The following is an 18,333-nucleotide window of genomic DNA, read 5'->3' on the forward strand; positions in this document are numbered from 1 at the left end:
CCCCCCCCCCCCCCCCCCCCCCCCCCCCCCCCCCCCCCCCCCCCCCCCCCCCCCCCCCCCCCCCGCTCCCACATTAGGTCTATGTGAGCCATTAAGGGGTGTCGGGCTGATTTGCCGGATGGGCCAGGAAGAAGGCGGGGTGTGTCGCCGCCAATGCCGCCACTCGACGAATTCGCGGGTAGGCCTCAAGGGAAATATTGAAGCGCTCGGCCGCATACAACTGCGGGATCAAATAGACGTCCGCCAGCCCCGGTTGATCGCCAAAGCAGTAACCGGTGTCACCGATCAATTGCTCCACCGTCGCCAACCCCTGGCTGATCCAGTGACCGATCCACTCAACCACCTGCGGCTCATCGTGCCCCAACTGCCGAAGCTGATTGAGCACGCTGACGTTGTGCAGGGGGTGAACATCGCAGCCGATCACCGCCGCCACGCCACGCTCATGGGCACGGGCGACGAGGTCCTTGGACAGCAATGGCACCTGTGGATAACGTTCCTCCAGGTATTCGATGATCGCTGGTGACTGGATCAGCAACTCGCCCTCATCAGTGCGCAAGGCCGGCACCCGGCCTTGGGGGTTGATGCCCAGATAGGTCGGCTGCCGATGTTCGCCACCTTGCGGCGCGATCAAGTTGATTGGCAGCGCCTGGTAATCCAGCCCCTTCAACGCCAGCGCAATACGCACCCGGTAAGACGAGGTCGAACGATAGTAGGTATAGAGTTCCATGACACGATCCTCTTAGCGCGCGGGCAGCACTTTGCCGCGGCATTCGCCGAAACCGATGGAAGCAAAACCCTCGCGGCTGCAACGTGCGCGCAGAATGATTTCGTCGCCGTCCTCAAGGAACTTACGCACCTCGCCCGACGCCAGTTCGATCGGCTTCTTACCGCCCTCGGTGATTTCCAGCAAGCTGCCGAACTGACCGTTTTCAGGACCGGACAGCGTGCCCGAACCGAACAGGTCACCGGCCTGCAACTGGCAACCGTTGACGCTGTGATGCGCAACCATTTGTGCGACGGTCCAGTACATGTGTTGGGTGTTGCTGAGGGTCAGGCGATGGGCTGGCAGATTTTGCTCGCGCATCGATTCGGTCAGCAGCAGCACTTCGAGTTCGATGTCGAAGGCACCGGCGGCCTGATCACGCTTGTCGAACAGGTACGGCAGCGGCTGCGGATCGCCTTCCGGGCGCGCAGGCTGCGCACGACGGAACGGCTCCAGCGCTTCGGCCGTCACCACCCACGGCGAAATGCTGGTGATGAAACTCTTGGACAGGAACGGACCCAGCGGCTGATATTCCCAGGCCTGGATGTCCCGCGCCGACCAGTCGTTAAGCAGGCAGAAACCGGCGATGTGGTCGGCGGCGTCACCGATGGCGATGGAGTCGCCCATCGCGTTGCCCTGACCGATCCAGATACCCAGCTCCAGTTCATAGTCCAGACGTGCGCACGGGCCAAACGTCGGCTCGGTCTGGCCGGCCGGCAGGGTCTGGCCTTTGGGACGGCGAACGTCAGTGCCGGACGGGCGAATGGTCGAGGCACGGCCGTGGTAACCAATCGGCACGTACTTGTAGTTCGGCAGCAACGGGTTGTCCGGGCGGAACAGTTTGCCGACATTCTGCGCGTGCTCGATGCCGACGTAGAAGTCGGTGTAATCGTTGATCTTCGCCGGTAAGTGCATTTCGCAATCCGCCGCCAGCGGCAGCAGTTTGGCGCCTTGGGCTTCGATCTTGCCGTGCAGGGTGCTGCCTTCCTTGAACAACTCGATCAAGCGTTCACGCAAGGCGACGCGTGCCTCGCGACCCAGTTCGAAAAACGCATTCAACTGACCGCCACGGGTGGCTTCGACTGCTTTCTTTGCAACACCGTCGAACAGCCCGGCATCCAGTGCCGCTTCCAGATCAAAGATATGGTCGCCGATCGCCACGCCACTGCGCGGCGCGGAGCCCTTCACGCTGAACACGCCCAACGGCAGGTTTTGCAGCGGGAAATCAGCGTGGCCGTTGGCGGAGGCAACCCAGCTACGAGTGATGGAAGTCTGAGTCATGGTTATCTCCGGGTCGGGTCGAAAGTCGCGGGCAGTGTGGCCCAGCAGGCGTCGTAATTGTTTTGCAGTTGCGGGCAATCGAGGGCGAATCGGCTCGGGCGCAACACTTGGCTGGTCTCGAACATGAAAGCCATGGTGTTGTCGATTTTAGCCGGCGCCAGTTCCGCGTTGATCGCCTTGGTGCAGGTCTCGCCGTCGGGGCCGTGGGCGCTCATGCAGCTGTGCAACGACGCACCGCCAGGCACAAAACCTTCGGCCTTGGCATCATATTCGCCTTGGATCAGGCCCATGAATTCGTTCATCAGGTTGCGGTGGAACCACGGTGGACGGAATGTCTTCTCGGCGACCATCCAGCGTGGCGGGAAGATCACGAAGTCGAGGTTGGCCAGACCATGCACGCTGGTCGGCGAGGTCAGGACGGTGAAAATCGACGGATCCGGGTGATCGAAACTGACCGTGCCAATGGTATTGAAACGGCGCAGGTCATATTTGTACGGCACGTTATTGCCGTGCCAGGCGACCACGTTCAGCGGCGAATGATCGAGCTCACAACCCCATAACTGGCCGAGGAATTTCTGTACCAGGGTGGTCGGTTGCTTGAGGTTTTCGTAATGGGCCACCGGCGTCAGGAAGTCTCGCGGGTTAGCCAGGCCGTTACTGCCGATCGGCCCCAGGTCCGGCAGACGCAGAGGGGCGCCATGGTTTTCGGCGATGTAGCCGCGGGCCTGCGGGTCGAGCAGTTCGACGCGGAATTTCAGCCCGCGAGGCAGGACGGCGATTTCCAGCGGTTCCAGCTCCAGCACGCCCAGTTCGGTGGCGATGCGCAGGCGACCCAGTTGCGGCACCAGCAGCAGTTCGCCATCGGCGTTGAAGAACACGCGTTCCATGGAACGGTTGGCGCGGTAGTTATAAATACTGATCCCGGACGGTTTTTCTGCGCCCGAGTTGGCGGCCATGCTCACCAGCCCGTCGATGAAATCGGTGGGCTCGGTCGGCATATCCAACGGATTCCAGCGCAGGCGATTGGGGGTCACTTCACCCAATGGGCCACCGGCCAGTTGCCGATCCAGTTTGACGAATGCCGGGTGATTGGCCGACGGCTGGATGCGGTACATCCAGGTCCGCCGTGCTTCGCTGCGAGTCATGGTGAACGCAGTGCCGGAGAACAATTCGGTGTACAAACCGTAAGGAGCTTTTTGCGGGGAGTTCTGGCCGACGGGCAGTGCGCCGGGCAACGCTTCGCTGCTGAATTCGTTGCCAAAGCCTGACTGATAAGCCAGCGCTGGCGCCGTTGAATCGAGGTTCATGGAGCCTCCTGAACGGGAGTTGGCAATGGCCTGTCACTCTGCTGAAGAGACCTTGGCACGCCTGGGTTATTTTTATCGTAATTCGATTACGCATAACGTAATTTGATTGGTATTGACCGTCAAGCTATAAAGACGCCCATTCGTCCCGGGATCACACCGCCTCATGACCAGCGAAAGCAACGGTAAACAGAAAGTCCGCTCGGCCGAGGTCGGCACCGACATCCTCAAGGCGCTTGCCGAGCTGTCGCCATCGACCTCGTTGTCGCGCCTGGCTGAACACGTGCAGATGCCGGCGAGCAAGGTTCACCGCTATCTACAGGCGCTGATCGCGAGCGGTTTTGCCGAGCAGAACCCCGCCACCAACCATTACGGCCTGGGCCGTGAGGCGCTTCGGGTCGGTCTGGCTGCTCTGAACAGTATGGACGTGCTGAAAGTCGCCGCCCTGCCCCTGGCCGAACTGCGCGACGATTTGAATGAGACCTGTTTTTTGGCGGTGTGGGGCAATCAGGGCGCGACGGTGGTACACATCGAACCGGCAGTGCGGGCAGTGACGGTGGTCACGCAATTGGGCTCGGTGCTGCCGTTGCTCAGCTCGTCGACCGGGCTGGTGTTCAGTGCCTATTTGCCCCACCGCGAAACCGATGAGTTGCGCGTTCTCGAAGTTCGCGCCGTCGACGTTCATCCGTTGGCCGATGAGCAGGCTTACACCACATTGTGCGAGCAGATCCGCGAACGCGGCTTGCACCATGTTCACGGCCTGCTGATGCCCGGCGTGGATGCGTTGTCGGCGCCAGTGTTCAATGCGGTTGGGCAGGTGGCCGCGGTGATGACCATCGTCGGCCCGGCCTCGTTGTTCCATGCCGATGAAAACGGCCCGGCGGCGCAGCGGTTGTTGGCGGCGACGCGGGCCGTGAGTTGGCGGATGGGGTATCAGGCTGATGATCTCAGTCGCTGAGCCAGACGCAAAACCAGCGGACCGTCATTAACGCTGGATAATGGTGGTTTTGCTGGTAGCGCTTTGAGGATCGTCGAGAACCTGCTGAATCACCTCCAGCACCCGTTCATGTAGTCGAGGCTGTCCTGTGGCTTGGGAGAAAAACCATTCCACGGTGTATACATCCCCCAATAATCCGATCAGATCTTTCTGTATTTTGGTGGGCTGCGAACCCACATATCCTGCCTTGCCCAACAGCGCCAACTCAATCAGCGCATCCCTGAAATGGATCAGGGCCTTGGCCCGATTGCCCTCCGAGTAAGCCTCGGCGCCTTGCACCAGATTCTTGGTCAGCAAGGCTGCGCTCAAGGCAATACTAACTGGCGGATAGACAATGCCGATGACGCTGACGGCTGTCAGGACGGCGTTGTACACCAGGCCGGTGATGATTTCTTCAAGGCTTTGTGTTTTCGCATCAACATCCGAAATGATCTTGTACACCACGTCGCTATAACAGTCGTACAGATCCGTGACCCGACTGTTGCGCTCCAGTTCCGGTGCCTCAGTGAAGTGGGCCAATTGTTCGAGATCGGTCAAATAAGCGCCCACGCCCGGCTGATACTTCTCGTGCACACGGTCGTAGAGGTAATCACCCAGACCACGGGTTTTCACCGCACTTACAAAGTCCTTGAATGGTCGTATCTCATAACCATCCGGAGCATCAGGCGTGAACAGGTATTGCTCGATCGTCCCGGCGATACGCAGCCTGAAAACAAATACCCCGACTACCAGGCGCTTCTTGAGATGGAGTTTAAACAGAGCACTGTGAGGTACATCGCCAGGTGCCTCGCCCACCGGCCAGGCTAGTTGCGGATGATCGAATGCCGCAATTACCTTTTTCAGCTCCTCGAAGTGTTTCCTCGTCAAACATCCGGTGAACAGCGCCTGCATCGCTGCCACGGTCATCTGACGTTTCATGATGCCCATGTAAATCTTGCGCTTGAAGATGCCTTCGGGATGGGAGCGATTAACATGAGTCGTGCGCAACATATCAATGTACTGCTCGCCCGCGCGCAACGTTCTCGACCAACCGGCGATATCGCGGATATCAAGTTTGTCGAGTGGCGGGTGATCTGTTGCCATCGTAAAACGCGGATACTTGTCCCGATCGGCGTTACCAGCGTAGAAGTGCGTTTCATCGGCAATCAACCGAGTCAGTGTCATCTGTTGTTCATGACTGATTTGCACGTAAATCCGATCAGGATCAATCGCGACTACGTCACCTCTGCCCAGCAGGATTTCTTCCACACGCTGCTTGATCAGTTGATGGCAAAAACGCTCATAGGTGATAAAGCCACCCTCGCGGACCTCAACGGTTTTGAGCGCCTTAAGCTCAGTGTTGATGCGCGTAAACGTCTGACGCAACTCATCGGATGCGGTGCGATAGTAATAGGGCGTTTGGCTTTCTTCCTGTGCCACCAGCCAGGCTCGATGATTGAAAACAACCGTATTTAGCACCTCGGGTCCTGTGTAAGGGGTTGGCACCGGCTGGATACCACGCCATAGATCAGGTCGTTGTGAGATCTTTTTCAGATAACCGGCGATCACTTCGCGATCCAGCGCATGGGATCGCCAGACCAGATAGGCTTGCCCCTCTGGCTTGGCCATCCAGCTGCAGATCTCGCCGTCAAGTTGCCTGAAACCCGGCAACTCATACCAGTCCTGTCCACCAGGCGAATCCGGTGCATACAGGAGCCAGTCATCCTGGCTGGGGCTGCGGCTTCCAATGGCAACCAGCTCCGCGAACGGTCGAGTGTTCCGAACGCCGTCACCCATGAGCGTCAATGGCGCCAGCGTCATGTTCGTATAGCCATTGACGGCAAGCTCGATCCGCTGAAGATTGGTGTCGTTGAGATGTCCGCGAAGCTTCGCGGTAAATGCACTCAGCAATAACTGATCCCGGGTGACATTTTTCATGGCGGCGAGCACAGCACTGCGCTCGTAAGCGGCGCGCAAATCCCGGCCATATGACGCACGGACGTCCCCGTTCCAGTTTTCCTCCAGCCATTGCTGATTCAATCCGATAGGAATGCCTTCGCCTTCAAGCGTGATACTTGCACGCCGACCTTTCTCGTGTAGGCCCCACAACAATAAATCTGTCAGAGAACGCTTGTCTTCCTGTCTGATTTTGCAGTCGGCCTCGTCGAACTCGTATTGGCTGATGGTCATAAGAGTGTCGGGATCAAGGCTGCTGTCAAATTCCAGCTGCAGAAACTGGCTGGCCAGGTTACGAGCATAAACCTGTACATTGATATGCCCTCTAAGTTGTCTTTCCAGATCGACCCTGTTTGCAATCAACTGCTGTTCCAGCCCCCCATAATGAAGTTGGTTGGTAATACTGACCTGCTCAAGCCATTGGGGACGATTCGCGGGGGGAATAGAGGTATTCATAATATTCATTTGTCACCCTTTCAAAAAATGGAGCGAGAAACTCGCCTAACCAAATTAATTCAGGGGCAGCTCAATATGAAAACATCCAAGTAATACCAGGCATTTACGACTTAAACCGCTTGTAACTTCACCCACAATATAAATATGAAGTAAACAATTATATATTCTCCGTATTCTGGATCAGTTCCACAGCCCTAACAATTTGGCCTTGGCCACCGCTTGCGTCCTGCGCTCAACCCGCAACTTCGCATGTATGCGTCGTGTGTGAGTTTTGACGGTATGTAATGAAATGAACAGCACCTCGGCAATCTCTTGATTGGAATGGCCCTGTGCAATCAGCTTGAGCACTTGTAGTTCACGCTGACTTAATGTGTCTGTTTCACCTGTCCGCATGCAAAGTTGATCAGAAGCTAGAAGAGTGGCTTGCTCATTGAGCAATAACGGCTGACGCTGGCGCAATTCACTTAACAACTGGCGAGTCTGATACCGCGCCACATTGCGTTCTCCTTCCTGCAATGCATCAATGGCCTTAGCAGTTTGCCCCTCAAGCCATAGCACTTCAGCCAGGGCCAGTTGCAGTTCGGTGGCGAGTGCCCACATTTCGCGCGCCTGTGCCTGCTCCATCAATGATTCGAGCTGTGCTGCGGCATCACTCGCATCGTGCTCCAACCGAACCTTGGCGAGAATCAGCAAATATTCGATGCGTGGGATCAGCTCCAGCGTGGCCGGTGGCGCCTGCTGTGCCTGCGGCCCGCGATAGTGATTGAGCACCCGGCTCAAAGCCTCGCACGCCAATTCGGCACGCCCCTGTTGCAACCAGAAATGACTACTGACTTGCAACAGCACCCCCCGGTAAACAGTTTCCGGAATCAGCCGCTGCTGCATCAGCCGTTCGGCATCGCGTAAGCGCACAAATGCCTGAGCATAATCGCCTTGATTAGCCGCCAGTTGTGCCAGGCCGAGAAACCCATAGAGCACACGCTTGTCATGGCTGCGCAGACAGTCGTCCAGCCCGCGCTGAAAGAGTTCGGCCGCCCTTTCCTCCTGCCCCATGCATAACGCCAGTCGTCCACGTCGCAGATCAATGCGTCCCAGCAAGGGTATAGGCCGGTCTGTCTGCTGGCAGAGCAGCTCGTACATATTGGTCAGTACACTTTCAGCCCGCACCGCCGCCCCCCGTTGCTCCAGCAATTGCGCATGATCGAGCTCCATCAAGCCCTCGAACACCAGCGAACCTTGCCCCCGCGCCAGGCACAGCGCCTCGCGGTTATGTGCATGTGCCACATCGAGTTCGCCCCTTAGCAAGGCCTGTTGCGTCAGACCGGACAAACACATCAGGCGCGCCGTCCAGCATTCGGGATCGAGCGCGCTCAACGCATCAAGGAAATGCGCGCGTGAAGTCTCCATTCGTCCCTGCAAATGCAGTAGCCAACCCTGCAGGGCCTGCCAGCGTGCAATCAGTTGACGCTGAAGCACCGCCGAGGGTTGAGGCGTGAAATGCGCCAAATGAGCAATGCAGGCAGTTGCCAGTTCGAAACGCCCGGCGAACAACAGCGCAGCGGTAATCAAGCCCACCAACTGCGGGCTCCCCAGCGTCAGTTCTTCGCCTTGCTGCTCATGCAAACGCAGCAACAGCACGACCATTTGCTCTTCGAACAAGTGCTCGAAACTGAAGTGCTGCAACAGGCTGACCGCCACTTCGTATTCCTCGGCGAGCAATGCCTGTTCGAAGGCCGATTTCCAGTCCTGTTCAGCACAGAACCACTGGCATGCACGCCGATGCCAAGAGCGTCCCGCCGGCCATTGCTCATCGCGCAACAACTGCGTGAACGGGGTGAAAATCTGCAGCCAGTCGCTGGAGTCCCCCCAAGGTTCGATAAAACAGCCCAGCGCTTGCAAGGTCCGCAAGTATTGAGCGCCCTCCCCGGCTCCGAACAGGTGATCGCACAGCCGGGCATTGAAGCGGGGCAAGTGGGCCAGCACGCGCCAGGCCTCGCTCAACTCAGGTGTCAGCGAGCTGAACAACTCATGCTCCAGGTAATCGAGCAAGGTGGCCGCCCGTCCCAGGGAGTTGTCCTGACGTGACCAGTCGCACTTGTGCAGCAATGCAATCCGTACACCGGCACACCAGCCGCCGGTGCGCTGGATAATCCGACTCGCCACCTTGCCGGTTTGCTCGGGTACCCAGGGCTGCAATATCTGCTCGACTTCACCTTGAGTGAAAGCCAGCGAAGCGTTCTCGCACTCGTACAACTCATCATCGAGCAGCAACCTTGGCCAGTTGCATTGCGGCCGGCGGCGGGCGCCCAGCCACCAGGTCAGCATCGGGCTGCTGATCGCCAGCATGCGATCCAGTAACTGATCCAGCTCCGGGTTCGGCAGACGGCAGTAGTCATCGAGAAACAGCCAGGCAGGCGTCTGCAATCGCGCCAGATCGCCCAGCAACCCGGTTTCATCCGATGAGGCCAGCCCCAACGTCTCTGCCAGACGCTGACGAAAATCCGCTGCGCTCCACGCCACGCCAGACAATGGCAACCAATGCACCCGGCATTGGGTTGGCGCCTGCAACAGGCATTCGGCGAGCAACGCGCTCTTACCACTGCCGGCGGGTGCGCAGAGTAATTTCACCCGGGCCGTCGAAGCCAATAACGGCTCGCTTAAACGAGCCCGCGACAGGTGATGAGAGGACAGGCGGGGCAGGAATCCAGAACGGTCCAGACACGGAGTCATGGCGGTCATTGCGGCGTGCCTTTTTATAATTGTCCGGCCACCGTAGCCTTCTGTAACCCGCTTGTTGAGAAGTATTCAGGACGCTGATTGGCGCCCATAAAAAAGGCGACCCGCAGGTCGCCTCTGGTGATGCCAATGTATCAAAACCCTTACCGAACGCCCTCGGCGCGCAGGGCCGATGGGGTGTAGTCCGCAGACTTGGCGTCGAAGCCGAATTCGAAGCTGTGCTTCTCTTCGTTCTTCATTCCCAAGGCAATGTATCGGCCGGCGATGATGTCGTAGAGCGCCTCCAGGGTGTAGGCCGGCGTCTGGTGATCGTAGTAATACTGGGCGTGACCTTCAGCCACTCGCCAGAGTTGACCGCGACCGTCGTAGTGATCCGCCAGCGCCACTTGCCAGCTGTCTTCGTCGAGGTACATATGGCGTTTGGCATAGATGTGCCGCTCGCTCGACTTGACCGTGCCGACCACTTCCCAGACCCGGTGCAACTCGTAACGGGTCAGGTCCTGATTGATGTGCCCGGCCTTCACCACGTCATCGTACTTGAGGCTCGGCGAGTCGAGTTTGTAGCTGTTGTAGGGGATGTACATTTCCTTTTTGCCGATCAGTTTCCAGTCGTAGCGATCCGGCGCACCGGAGAACATGTCGAAGTTATCCGACGTGCGCAGGCCGTCAGCGGCGGTGCCCGGCCCGTCGTAGGCCACTTGGGGCGCGCGTCGTACCCGACGCTGACCGGCGTTGTAGATCCACGCCAGACGCGGCTCTTTCACTTGGTCGAGGGTTTCATGCACCAGCAGCACGTTACCCGCCAAGCGTGCCGGCGCGGTCACCGACTGTTTGAAGAAAGTCAGCACGTTGGCGCCTTTTTCCGGGTCCAGGTCCTTCATCAATTGCGGTACGGCGATCTCTTCCTCGAAGCGGATCGGCGTGAAGCTGCCGTTGGTCTGCGGGGTCACCTGGGTAATGATGCGGCGCAGGTTGCCGCCGTGATAACGGGTGATGTGGTTCCACAGCACCTCGACGCCGTTCTTCGGAATCGGGAATGCGTAATAGCGATTGCCGGTGAAATTGGCCAGGCCGTTACCGTCGTTGATGCTGTTCACATTCAGCGCGCTGCGCTTGGCCGACTCGTAGATTTCCGCCGGTAGGCCCACGGTGCGATGGGTCGGGTAGACCGGGATCTTGTAGGTTTCCGGGTAGCGCTTGAACATCGCCACCTGGCCATCCGAAAGCTTGTCCTTGTACTTATCAACGGTTGCAGCAGTAATGGTGAACAACGGTTTTTCGCTGGCGAACGGGTCAGCCAGGAAGCCTTTGCTGTCGACCGCGCCGGCGTTTTTCGGGATGCCACCGGTCCAGGCCGGGATCGAGCCGTCGGCGTTGCCGGCCTTCTCGGCGCCCAACGGCGTGAGTGTGTTGCCAAGCTTGTTGGCTTCTTCCGGCGAGACCGCCGCCATCACGTTGGCGGCCAGCAGGCTCAGGGCCAGGGCGCCGCATTGCAGAATCATCTTGCGCATTAACATCATCCTTCTCAGCCAGATCAGAAGTTCACACCGAAGCTCAGCGCCAGGAAGTCACGGTCTTCCAGGACGTTGTAGTCACCGCCGAAGAAGTCGGTGTAACTGAGGCTCGCGGTATAGGTGTTGCGGTAATCGGCATCGACACCGACGCTGACCGCCTTGGCGCCTTCGTTGAATAGCCCGTTGGGACCGTAGCCGGCGACGTCATGGGACCAGGACAGGTTGGGTTTGAGGTTGATCCCGCCGATCACGTTGGCGTAATCGAGGATCGCCCGGGCGCGGTAGCCCCAGGAGGTAGAGGTGACGAAGCCGTCGGTATCGCCACCGAAACCGTACTGGCCGTAGACCGAATCACGGCCGTAACGCAGCTTGCTCCGCGACTCCAGACCACCGACTCGTACCACCGCGGCTTCACCGACCAGGGTTAGCCGTTGGGCGCCCAATACCTGGTCGAAAAAGTGCGTCAGGGTGCTTTGGACCTGGGTCACTTCCTTGCGGCGATAACCCGTGTTGTCGGCACCTGGCCGGGTCGCGACAGGCGATGCCGCGCCGCCGGCGATCGGGTTAAGCAATGCCAGAGTCAGGTCGTTGGTATTGACCTGCACCGGAGCGTTGGGCCGGTAGCTGATTTCGCCGGTCCAGGCAGTACCGGTGGGCAAAGTGGTGGAGAAGCTCGCACCGTACAGACGAATGTCTTCCGGGTATTCGAGGTAATACTGGCCGCGCCCGAGCATCACGCTTTGGGCCAGGCCCGAGCCGCTGCCCGGGGCCAGACGGTTGGCAATGCTGACCATGCCCGGCAGGCTGGCCAGTGTCGACAGCCCGGCGGTGGAGGTGCCAACGGTCGGTGTGCGACTGTGATAGTTCATGAAGTAGAGGCCGTATTCGGTGTCGTCACCGAGCCAACGCAAGGCGGTGCCCCACTGCCCTGAATCCCGGGCATCGCGGTCGCCGCCACGGGGCACGATGACGCCCTCACGGGTGACCTGGATAGGTTGGCCAAAGGCTGACGCCAGCGGCGCCAACGGGGCAATCGCCGGGCTGCCGACGGTATAACCGTTGTTGCAGCCGTCCGCCGCCACGTCGACGCCGAAGAAAGTGCCGCAGTTGTCGAGAACGGTCTGATCCCACTCCAGTTGGTAGAAACCTTCCACCGTGAGCTGATCGGTCAGGCCCTGGGAAGCGAACAGCATGTTCACCGGAATCAGGCCTTCCTTGATCTCCGCACCCGGACGACGGAATGCGGAAACGTCGACCGGGTTGATGCTGTTGATCGAGTTGCCGATGAAGGTACTTTCACCCCAGCTGACCACCTGCTTGCCGGCGCGCACGGTGCCCGGCAGATCGGCGATGGAATAGTTGTGATAGACGAATGCATCGAGGATCTGTGCGCCCGAAGACTTGGCGCCTTCTTTGCGACCGCTGTCGCTGATCTGTTTGAACTCGCGGTCTTCGTCCTTCAGCTCGAAGTCGTACCAGTACTTGCCACGGACGAACACGCCTGTGTCGCCGTATTTTAATTCCAGGTCGTGGATACCTTTGAAGATCTTGGAGAAGGTCTCGCCTTTCTTGAAGTTCAGGCGCCCGTCATCACCGGTCGAAGACTGGCCGGTACCGCCGTTGACGGTGCCCACCAGTGACTTGTCGGCATCGCGCATGCCCCAGCTCGCGCCGACGGACAACGAGGAATCGAACTGCCCCTCGATTTCGCCGATGTTGAATGAAACAGCCTGCGCCTGGGCACAGCAGCCCAAGGCCACCGCAGCGGCCAGCGCTTGCGGTTTGAAGATGGCGCGCATTGTTGTTTTTGTCATGCGTCTTCCCCGGTGAGTGACAGAAGGCCCCACCCTACTGCCGCACGCCGGGAGCGATAAGCGCACCAAGGAGGTATTCGCGTTGTCCCTCCAAAGGATGAATGCCCGCATGGGACGGGGGTTTGCGCGGGGTATGGATGGGCTGGATGGAGGGTTATCAGCGCAGCGCATGGGACGCGGGTTGAATAGGGTGTGTAGCAGCTGCCGAAGGCTGCGTTCGCTTGTAGCAGCTGCCGAGCTCGCGAGGCTGCGTTCGGCTGCGCAGCAGTCGTAAACCCTGAATCCACAGTGAGCCTGACAGAACACAGAGCCTGATTTTGCGACTGCTTCGCAGCCGAACGCAGCCTTCGGCAGCTGCTACAGGGGTCAGCCAGAGACTGTTGCCCAGCCTGCAACAGTGCATGTCTGGAATCGCTATTTTTCCTTTGCGCTCAAGCCCTTATTCTTGCCGGGCTTTCACGGCAAACGGCCTGAAAGCATGAAGCGACGGGGATGATGCCCCACCCCGTTGGCGACAGAATCCAGATGATTTGAAGCGTACTTTTTCAACTCATCGCCCCGTGTTCACTGACGTTGATTTATTGCTCCTTGATCCACGTCTTGCTTTGGCCGCTGCGTTTGCAGCGGCCTTTTTTATGGGCGGAAGCTTTTCAGGCGGGGAATCATCGGGGGTGAAGGCAGTGCTCAGAGCAAGCCAAGGCCAGTCAGTTAAATTTTCAAGAGAGGAACATCGTACCTGTGGCGAGGGAGCTTGCTCTCGTTCGGTTGCGCAGCAGCCGTCGCTTTTGGGACGGCTTCGCCGTCCAACGGGAGCATGCTCCCTCGCCACAATGGTTCTTCAACTTCCGGATCTCTGTTAACTGACTGGCATCAAGGCAAGCCCGGCAGATGTCGCGCAGTCAGATGGAATACTTCTGCAAGTTCTCCATCATTTCCTTCAGCGCCTCAATATTGTCCTTCGGATGCGCTGCCCCCTCAAAATCACAAATCTGCTGCCAATGCGCCGCGACATCTTCCGGCGAAAAACCAACCCGCGGATCAAACCCGGCGCCCAGGCTGCGCTCCCAGCGCACTTTGCCCATCCAGCCGCCACCCACTTCGAATAGCCCCGAAGTTTCCTGGCAATGTTCGCTGGCCAGGTACACCACCAGCGGGCTGACCAGTTCCGGTTTGAGTTGTTCGAACACGTGTGGCGGGATCAGGCCTTCGGTCATGCGGGTGCCGCCGGTCGGGGCGATGGCGTTGACCAGAATGTTGTTCTTGCGGCCTTCGATGGCGAGGGTGCGGGTCAGGCCATAGAGGCCGAGTTTGGCCATGCCGTAGTTGGACTGACCGAAGTTGCCGTAGATACCCGAGGTCGAGGCAGTGAAGATCACACGGCCATAGTTTTGCTCACGCATGTGCGGCCAGGCGGCGCGGGTGACCTTGTAGGCGCCTTCGACGTGGACGCGGTAAACCAGGTCCCAGTCGCTGTCGTCCATTTTGTGAAAGGTCTTGTCCCGCAGGATGCCGGCGTTGTTCACCACGACATCGACACGGCCAAAAGTGTCGAGTGCATGCTGGACGATTTTGTCACCGTCGGTGACGGAATCGTGGTTGGCTTCGGCGGTGCCGCCCGCTTCGCGAATTTCTGCGACCACACGATCGGCAGCCGATGCATTGGCGCCTTCGCCTTGAGCCGAACCGCCGAGATCATTGACCAGCACTTTGGCGCCCTGCTTTGCGAACAACAGCGCGTGCGCCCGCCCCAATCCACCGCCCGCACCGGTGACGATCACCACTTTATCTTCGAAGCGCACAGACTCATTCATGGGGAACTCCAGCAGGCCAAGGGACAAGGAGTGCGAGTGTCAGCCACAGCGATGCCGGTCACAATGAACACGGGGGCGGCTGAATGGTGCGCAATAAGGCAGCGGGATAGTCAGGAACAGGCCGCTTTGCGCGGAGGTGAAACCAGCCGATCGCGAAATTCCAGATAGTGCTTGAGTACCTGCGCCGGTGCTTCGATCTGCGGGTAATGGCCAATCTCAGGCAGCAGGACCGTATCCGGGGCGGGAATCAGTTGCCGATAGCGCGCCACCATGTGCCCGCCGGAAACCGGATCGACCTCGCCATCGATGACCCGTAGCGGCACCTCGCCACGCTGCATGGCGCTGACCCAACGCTCACGCTGGACACGGCGCTGCGGGATATAACTGATGAGTTTGTGCATGATCCGTTGCCCGTGATTGCTGCTGACCAGGCTCCAGAAATCATCCAGTTCGCTTTCGGTGGGCCGGGTCTGTGGGCCAAAGATCTGCTGGAAACTCTTCACCAGCGCGTCACGGCTAAAGGCTCGCCCGATCATCCAGCCGAAGGGGCTGAGCAGGAGTTTTTGCATCAATACCGGACGATGGGTTTCGGGAAACAGCCCGCCATTGAGGAACACGCAACTGGCGATATCAGCGCGCGTTTCATAGTGCCGGGCCAACAGTTCCTGGGCCACGCTGTCGCCATAATCGTGTGCCAAAATATGAACGGGCTGGTCAACGTTCAGATGCGCCAGTAAGGCCTGCTGCAAATCGGCCTGTTCCAGCAGGCTGTAGTCGTGGTTCACCGGTTTGGCCGAATCGCCGAAGCCGAGCATGTCGCAGGCAATTACCCGATAGCGCTGCGCCAGCGGCTGCCACAGGTAATGCCAGTCCCAACTGGCCGTTGGGAAGCCATGGATCAGTAACAGCGGCTCGCCTTGCCCCGCGGCCCAATAGCGCAGGGTCTGACCGCCGAATACGAACGTCTGGCCGCGCTTGCGCCAGACACATAGCGGAATCTCGGCGAGGGCCATTTAGAGTTTATAACCCGGGTCTTGTTTATCGAGTTTGCGCAGCAGCGCCGGCCAGGCCAGCGCGCCGCCCATCCCTTGAGCACTTTTGGTGACACCGGCGATCATCGCCTTGGCGCCTGCCAGAATCTGCGGTTCGATGGCGATCAGCTCCGCACCACCGTTCTGCGCCAGTACCTGAATTTCGCAGGCGCGCTGAAAGGTAAACATCATCAGGAACGTGTCGGCGATGGTGCCGCCACAGGTCAACAGGCCATGGTTGTGCAGCATCAGGAAATTGTTTTCGCCAAGATCGGCTTGCAGTCGCGCCTTCTCTTCATGGTTCAGCGCAACACCTTCATAAGCGTGATAAGCCAGGCTGGAAAGGACGAACAAGGACTGCTGACTGATCGGCAAGATGCCCTGCTTCTGTGCCGATACCGCCACCCCCGCCGCGGTGTGGGTGTGCAGTACACACACGACGTCATGACGGACTTCATGCACGGCGCTGTGGATGGTGTAACCCGCCGGGTTGATCTCGTAAGGGCTGTCCATCAGCTTGTTGCCGGCCTGATCGACCTTGACCAGGCTCGACGCGGTGATTTCATGGAACATCAGCCCGAACGGGTTGATCAGGAAGTCTTCAGTGCCCGGCACCTTGGCCGAAATGTGCGTGAAAATCAGATCGTCCCAGCCGTGCAAGGCGACCAGACGATAACAGGCGGCCAGATCGACGCGGGTCTGCCATTCGGCGGCACTGACTTTGTCTTTGATGCTGTGTGGCGATTGGACGGGGGCTACGCTCACGGCAAGGATTCTCTTTTTTATTTTTCTGGGTTTTTATTGTTTTTTGCTGCGTTACAGCAGTCTAGTCAGCCCCCGGACTTCGTGTAGTTGCATTGGCAGCCAGCTTGATGGCCGAGCGAGTCAGTGCGCGGGTGAATCTGGATCCATTGTCAAGGCACCCACGAACTTGTGGATGTTGCCTGACCCGCCGCTATCAAGAGCTGGCTCGCTCCCACAAGTCAGCCCCGCAAAACGCTGACCAGTTCTGCCAACCAAGGCTCGGCGTCGGTTTCCGGCGTTACGGTTTCGCTGGCGTCCAGGCGCAGCATTGGCAGGACTTCACGCACGCCCAGTTCGCCGAACAATTCACGCATTTGTTCGCCGCCGCCGCAGAACGTGTCGCCATAACTGGAATCGCCCAAACCGATCACCGCGCCCGGCAAACCACGCCAGGCCGCCGGCAACTGATCGCGGATGGCGAAATACAACGGCTGCAGATTGTCCGGCAACTCGCCCATGCCGGTGGTCGAGGTCACCGCCAAAAACGCTTCGGGGCCAAACGCCAGAACATCGGCGAGTGTCGCGCGGGGGTTGTGCCAGGTTTCAAAACCGGCGGCGTTCAAAATGCTTGCAGCGTGACGGGCGACTTCTTCAGCCGTGCCGTACACCGAGCCGGAAAGGATGGCGACTTTCATCAATCTGATCCTGAATCTAAATAAAAGTAGGAGATATTAACAGCACCGCCTTCATTGATCTTTTAGAATGCAGCGTATCAATCAATACGCAAAGGACTCTGCGATGATCAATGCCCAACTGCTGCAAATGGTGATCGACGCCTCCAACGACGGCATCGTGATTGCCGAAAAGGAAGGCGGACAGGACAACATCCTGATTTACGTAAACCCGGCATTCGAGCGCCTGACGGGTTATACCAGCGAAGAAATCCTCTACCAGGATTGCCGTTTTTTGCAGGCAGGAGACCGGGATCAGCCAGCCCTCGCCTTGATTCGCCAAGCGTTGGGCAGTGGCGGCTCCTGCCGGGAAATCCTCAGGAATTATCGCAAGGACGGCACGCCGTTCTGGAATGAACTGTCGCTTTCCACGGTAAAAAACCCGAACGACGGACAAACCTATTTCGTCGGGGTGCAGAAAGACGTCACGGTTCAGGTCAAGGCGCAGCAGCGAGTCGCGCAGCTGGAAGCGCAATTGGCCGAGGCACAGGCAGAAATTGTCGCACTCAAAACGACGAACGGCTCAAACCAATCTGCGAATTAGTGGTCACTTACTACAATCACCGATGACTTTGTAATTATTTCTTTCGAGCGAACCATGCAGCGCGACGCACTCTTGACCCAGGATGAGCTGGATTTTATCCAGAACATGCAGCACAACCCGCAACTCAATGTGCGGGATGCGACGTCGAGTCTGCTCGTCAACGGTGGCTCGCAGATTCGTGACTTGCTCACACGCCTGGCTGCTCATGAACAAGTCACTATCCAGGCCAGTTTCGAAAATCAGCAAATAACCTTCCCGCTGCACTTGGTGGAAGATGAGTTCCACGCCATGCATCTACGCCTCGGCGTCCCCAGCATCTATGAAGACGGGCCGATGGTTCGGCCATGGCGCCTGGTGCTCGAAGAGCCCGTAGCACTGGAAAATGCCAAGGGCCAACCCGGCACGATGTGGGTGCATGAAATATCGTTCAAAGGGGTTTTGCTGGAAGTTCGCAACAAGACCAAGGCGCCGAAGCATTTCGCGTTGTGGTTCAGCCCCTCAGGTTATGAGCGGATTGCGTTGCGCGGCACCTTCGAGCGTGAAACCGAGCAGGGTTTCTACGCCTACGAATTGAGCCAGAGTGACAAGGACGAAACCGAACGTCTGCGTCAGTACATCCTTCAGCAACATCGCCTGACCCATCCCGCATTGCATATCTGATTTTTCTGTCTA

The 18,333-nt window shown here is 58.6% G+C and carries 14 protein-coding genes; 3 read left to right on the top strand and 11 right to left on the bottom strand.

From position 1 onward, the window contains the following. Positions 1–91: 91 nt before the first annotated feature. Genes maiA through hmgA form a run of 3 tightly spaced genes read right to left on the bottom strand, consistent with a single transcriptional unit; the run spans position 92 to position 3,351 of the window. Entirely contained in the window at positions 92–727 is a 636-nt protein-coding gene (gene maiA / locus AC1RQB_RS04250) for a maleylacetoacetate isomerase (RefSeq protein WP_063341517.1), read from the bottom strand. A gap of 12 nt (positions 728–739) precedes the next feature. Then, the gene (gene fahA / locus AC1RQB_RS04255; protein WP_063341518.1) at positions 740–2,044 is read right to left on the bottom strand and encodes a fumarylacetoacetase; all 1,305 of its coding nucleotides are present in this window, start codon (positions 2,042–2,044) and stop codon (positions 740–742) included. 2 nt (positions 2,045–2,046) lie between these two features. Then, entirely contained in the window at positions 2,047–3,351 is a 1,305-nt protein-coding gene (gene hmgA / locus AC1RQB_RS04260; RefSeq protein WP_063341519.1) for a homogentisate 1,2-dioxygenase, read from the bottom strand. A gap of 163 nt (positions 3,352–3,514) precedes the next feature. Between hmgA and AC1RQB_RS04265 the strand changes: the two genes are divergently transcribed. Next, the gene (locus AC1RQB_RS04265) at positions 3,515–4,306 is read left to right on the top strand and encodes an IclR family transcriptional regulator (RefSeq protein ID WP_063341520.1); all 792 of its coding nucleotides are present in this window, start codon (positions 3,515–3,517) and stop codon (positions 4,304–4,306) included. Between the two features lie 27 nt (positions 4,307–4,333). Here AC1RQB_RS04265 and AC1RQB_RS04270 read toward each other — a convergent pair whose 3' ends face one another. The 8 genes from AC1RQB_RS04270 to AC1RQB_RS04305 form a co-directional block, all read right to left on the bottom strand. Beyond that, positions 4,334–6,745: a dermonecrotic toxin domain-containing protein gene (locus AC1RQB_RS04270; protein WP_207267227.1), complete on the bottom strand. Its 2,412-nt coding sequence runs from the start codon at positions 6,743–6,745 to the stop codon at positions 4,334–4,336. 171 nt (positions 6,746–6,916) lie between these two features. Further along, positions 6,917–9,475: a LuxR C-terminal-related transcriptional regulator gene (locus tag AC1RQB_RS04275; RefSeq protein WP_063341522.1), complete on the bottom strand. Its 2,559-nt coding sequence runs from the start codon at positions 9,473–9,475 to the stop codon at positions 6,917–6,919. A gap of 140 nt (positions 9,476–9,615) precedes the next feature. Next, positions 9,616–10,983, bottom strand: coding sequence for a DUF1329 domain-containing protein (locus tag AC1RQB_RS04280; protein ID WP_063341523.1), 1,368 nt, complete (start codon positions 10,981–10,983; stop codon positions 9,616–9,618). A 23-nt stretch (positions 10,984–11,006) separates the two neighbouring features. After that, complete coding sequence (locus AC1RQB_RS04285) at positions 11,007–12,800, bottom strand: DUF1302 domain-containing protein (protein WP_008070525.1); 1,794 nt, start codon at positions 12,798–12,800, stop codon at positions 11,007–11,009. A gap of 899 nt (positions 12,801–13,699) precedes the next feature. Next, on the bottom strand, positions 13,700–14,611 hold the full coding sequence (locus AC1RQB_RS04290; protein WP_063341524.1) for an SDR family oxidoreductase: 912 nt from the start codon (positions 14,609–14,611) through the stop codon (positions 13,700–13,702). A 110-nt stretch (positions 14,612–14,721) separates the two neighbouring features. Next, positions 14,722–15,624: an alpha/beta fold hydrolase gene (locus AC1RQB_RS04295; protein ID WP_063341525.1), complete on the bottom strand. Its 903-nt coding sequence runs from the start codon at positions 15,622–15,624 to the stop codon at positions 14,722–14,724. Continuing rightward, the gene (locus tag AC1RQB_RS04300) at positions 15,625–16,407 is read right to left on the bottom strand and encodes a class II aldolase/adducin family protein (RefSeq protein WP_008070530.1); all 783 of its coding nucleotides are present in this window, start codon (positions 16,405–16,407) and stop codon (positions 15,625–15,627) included. 218 nt (positions 16,408–16,625) lie between these two features. Beyond that, positions 16,626–17,081 carry a flavodoxin gene (locus tag AC1RQB_RS04305; protein ID WP_063341526.1) on the bottom strand — a complete coding sequence of 152 codons (456 nt, stop codon included), beginning with the start codon at positions 17,079–17,081 and terminating at the stop codon, positions 16,626–16,628. Between the two features lie 103 nt (positions 17,082–17,184). On the opposite strand from AC1RQB_RS04305, the gene AC1RQB_RS04310 reads away from it, so the two are divergent. Next, on the top strand, positions 17,185–17,661 hold the full coding sequence (locus AC1RQB_RS04310; RefSeq protein ID WP_063343893.1) for a PAS domain-containing protein: 477 nt from the start codon (positions 17,185–17,187) through the stop codon (positions 17,659–17,661). Between the two features lie 54 nt (positions 17,662–17,715). Then, entirely contained in the window at positions 17,716–18,321 is a 606-nt protein-coding gene (locus AC1RQB_RS04315) for a hypothetical protein (protein ID WP_063341527.1), read from the top strand. Positions 18,322–18,333 lie beyond the last annotated feature (12 nt).

The organism is Pseudomonas sp. GW822-FHT02E03 (assembly GCF_058802325.1).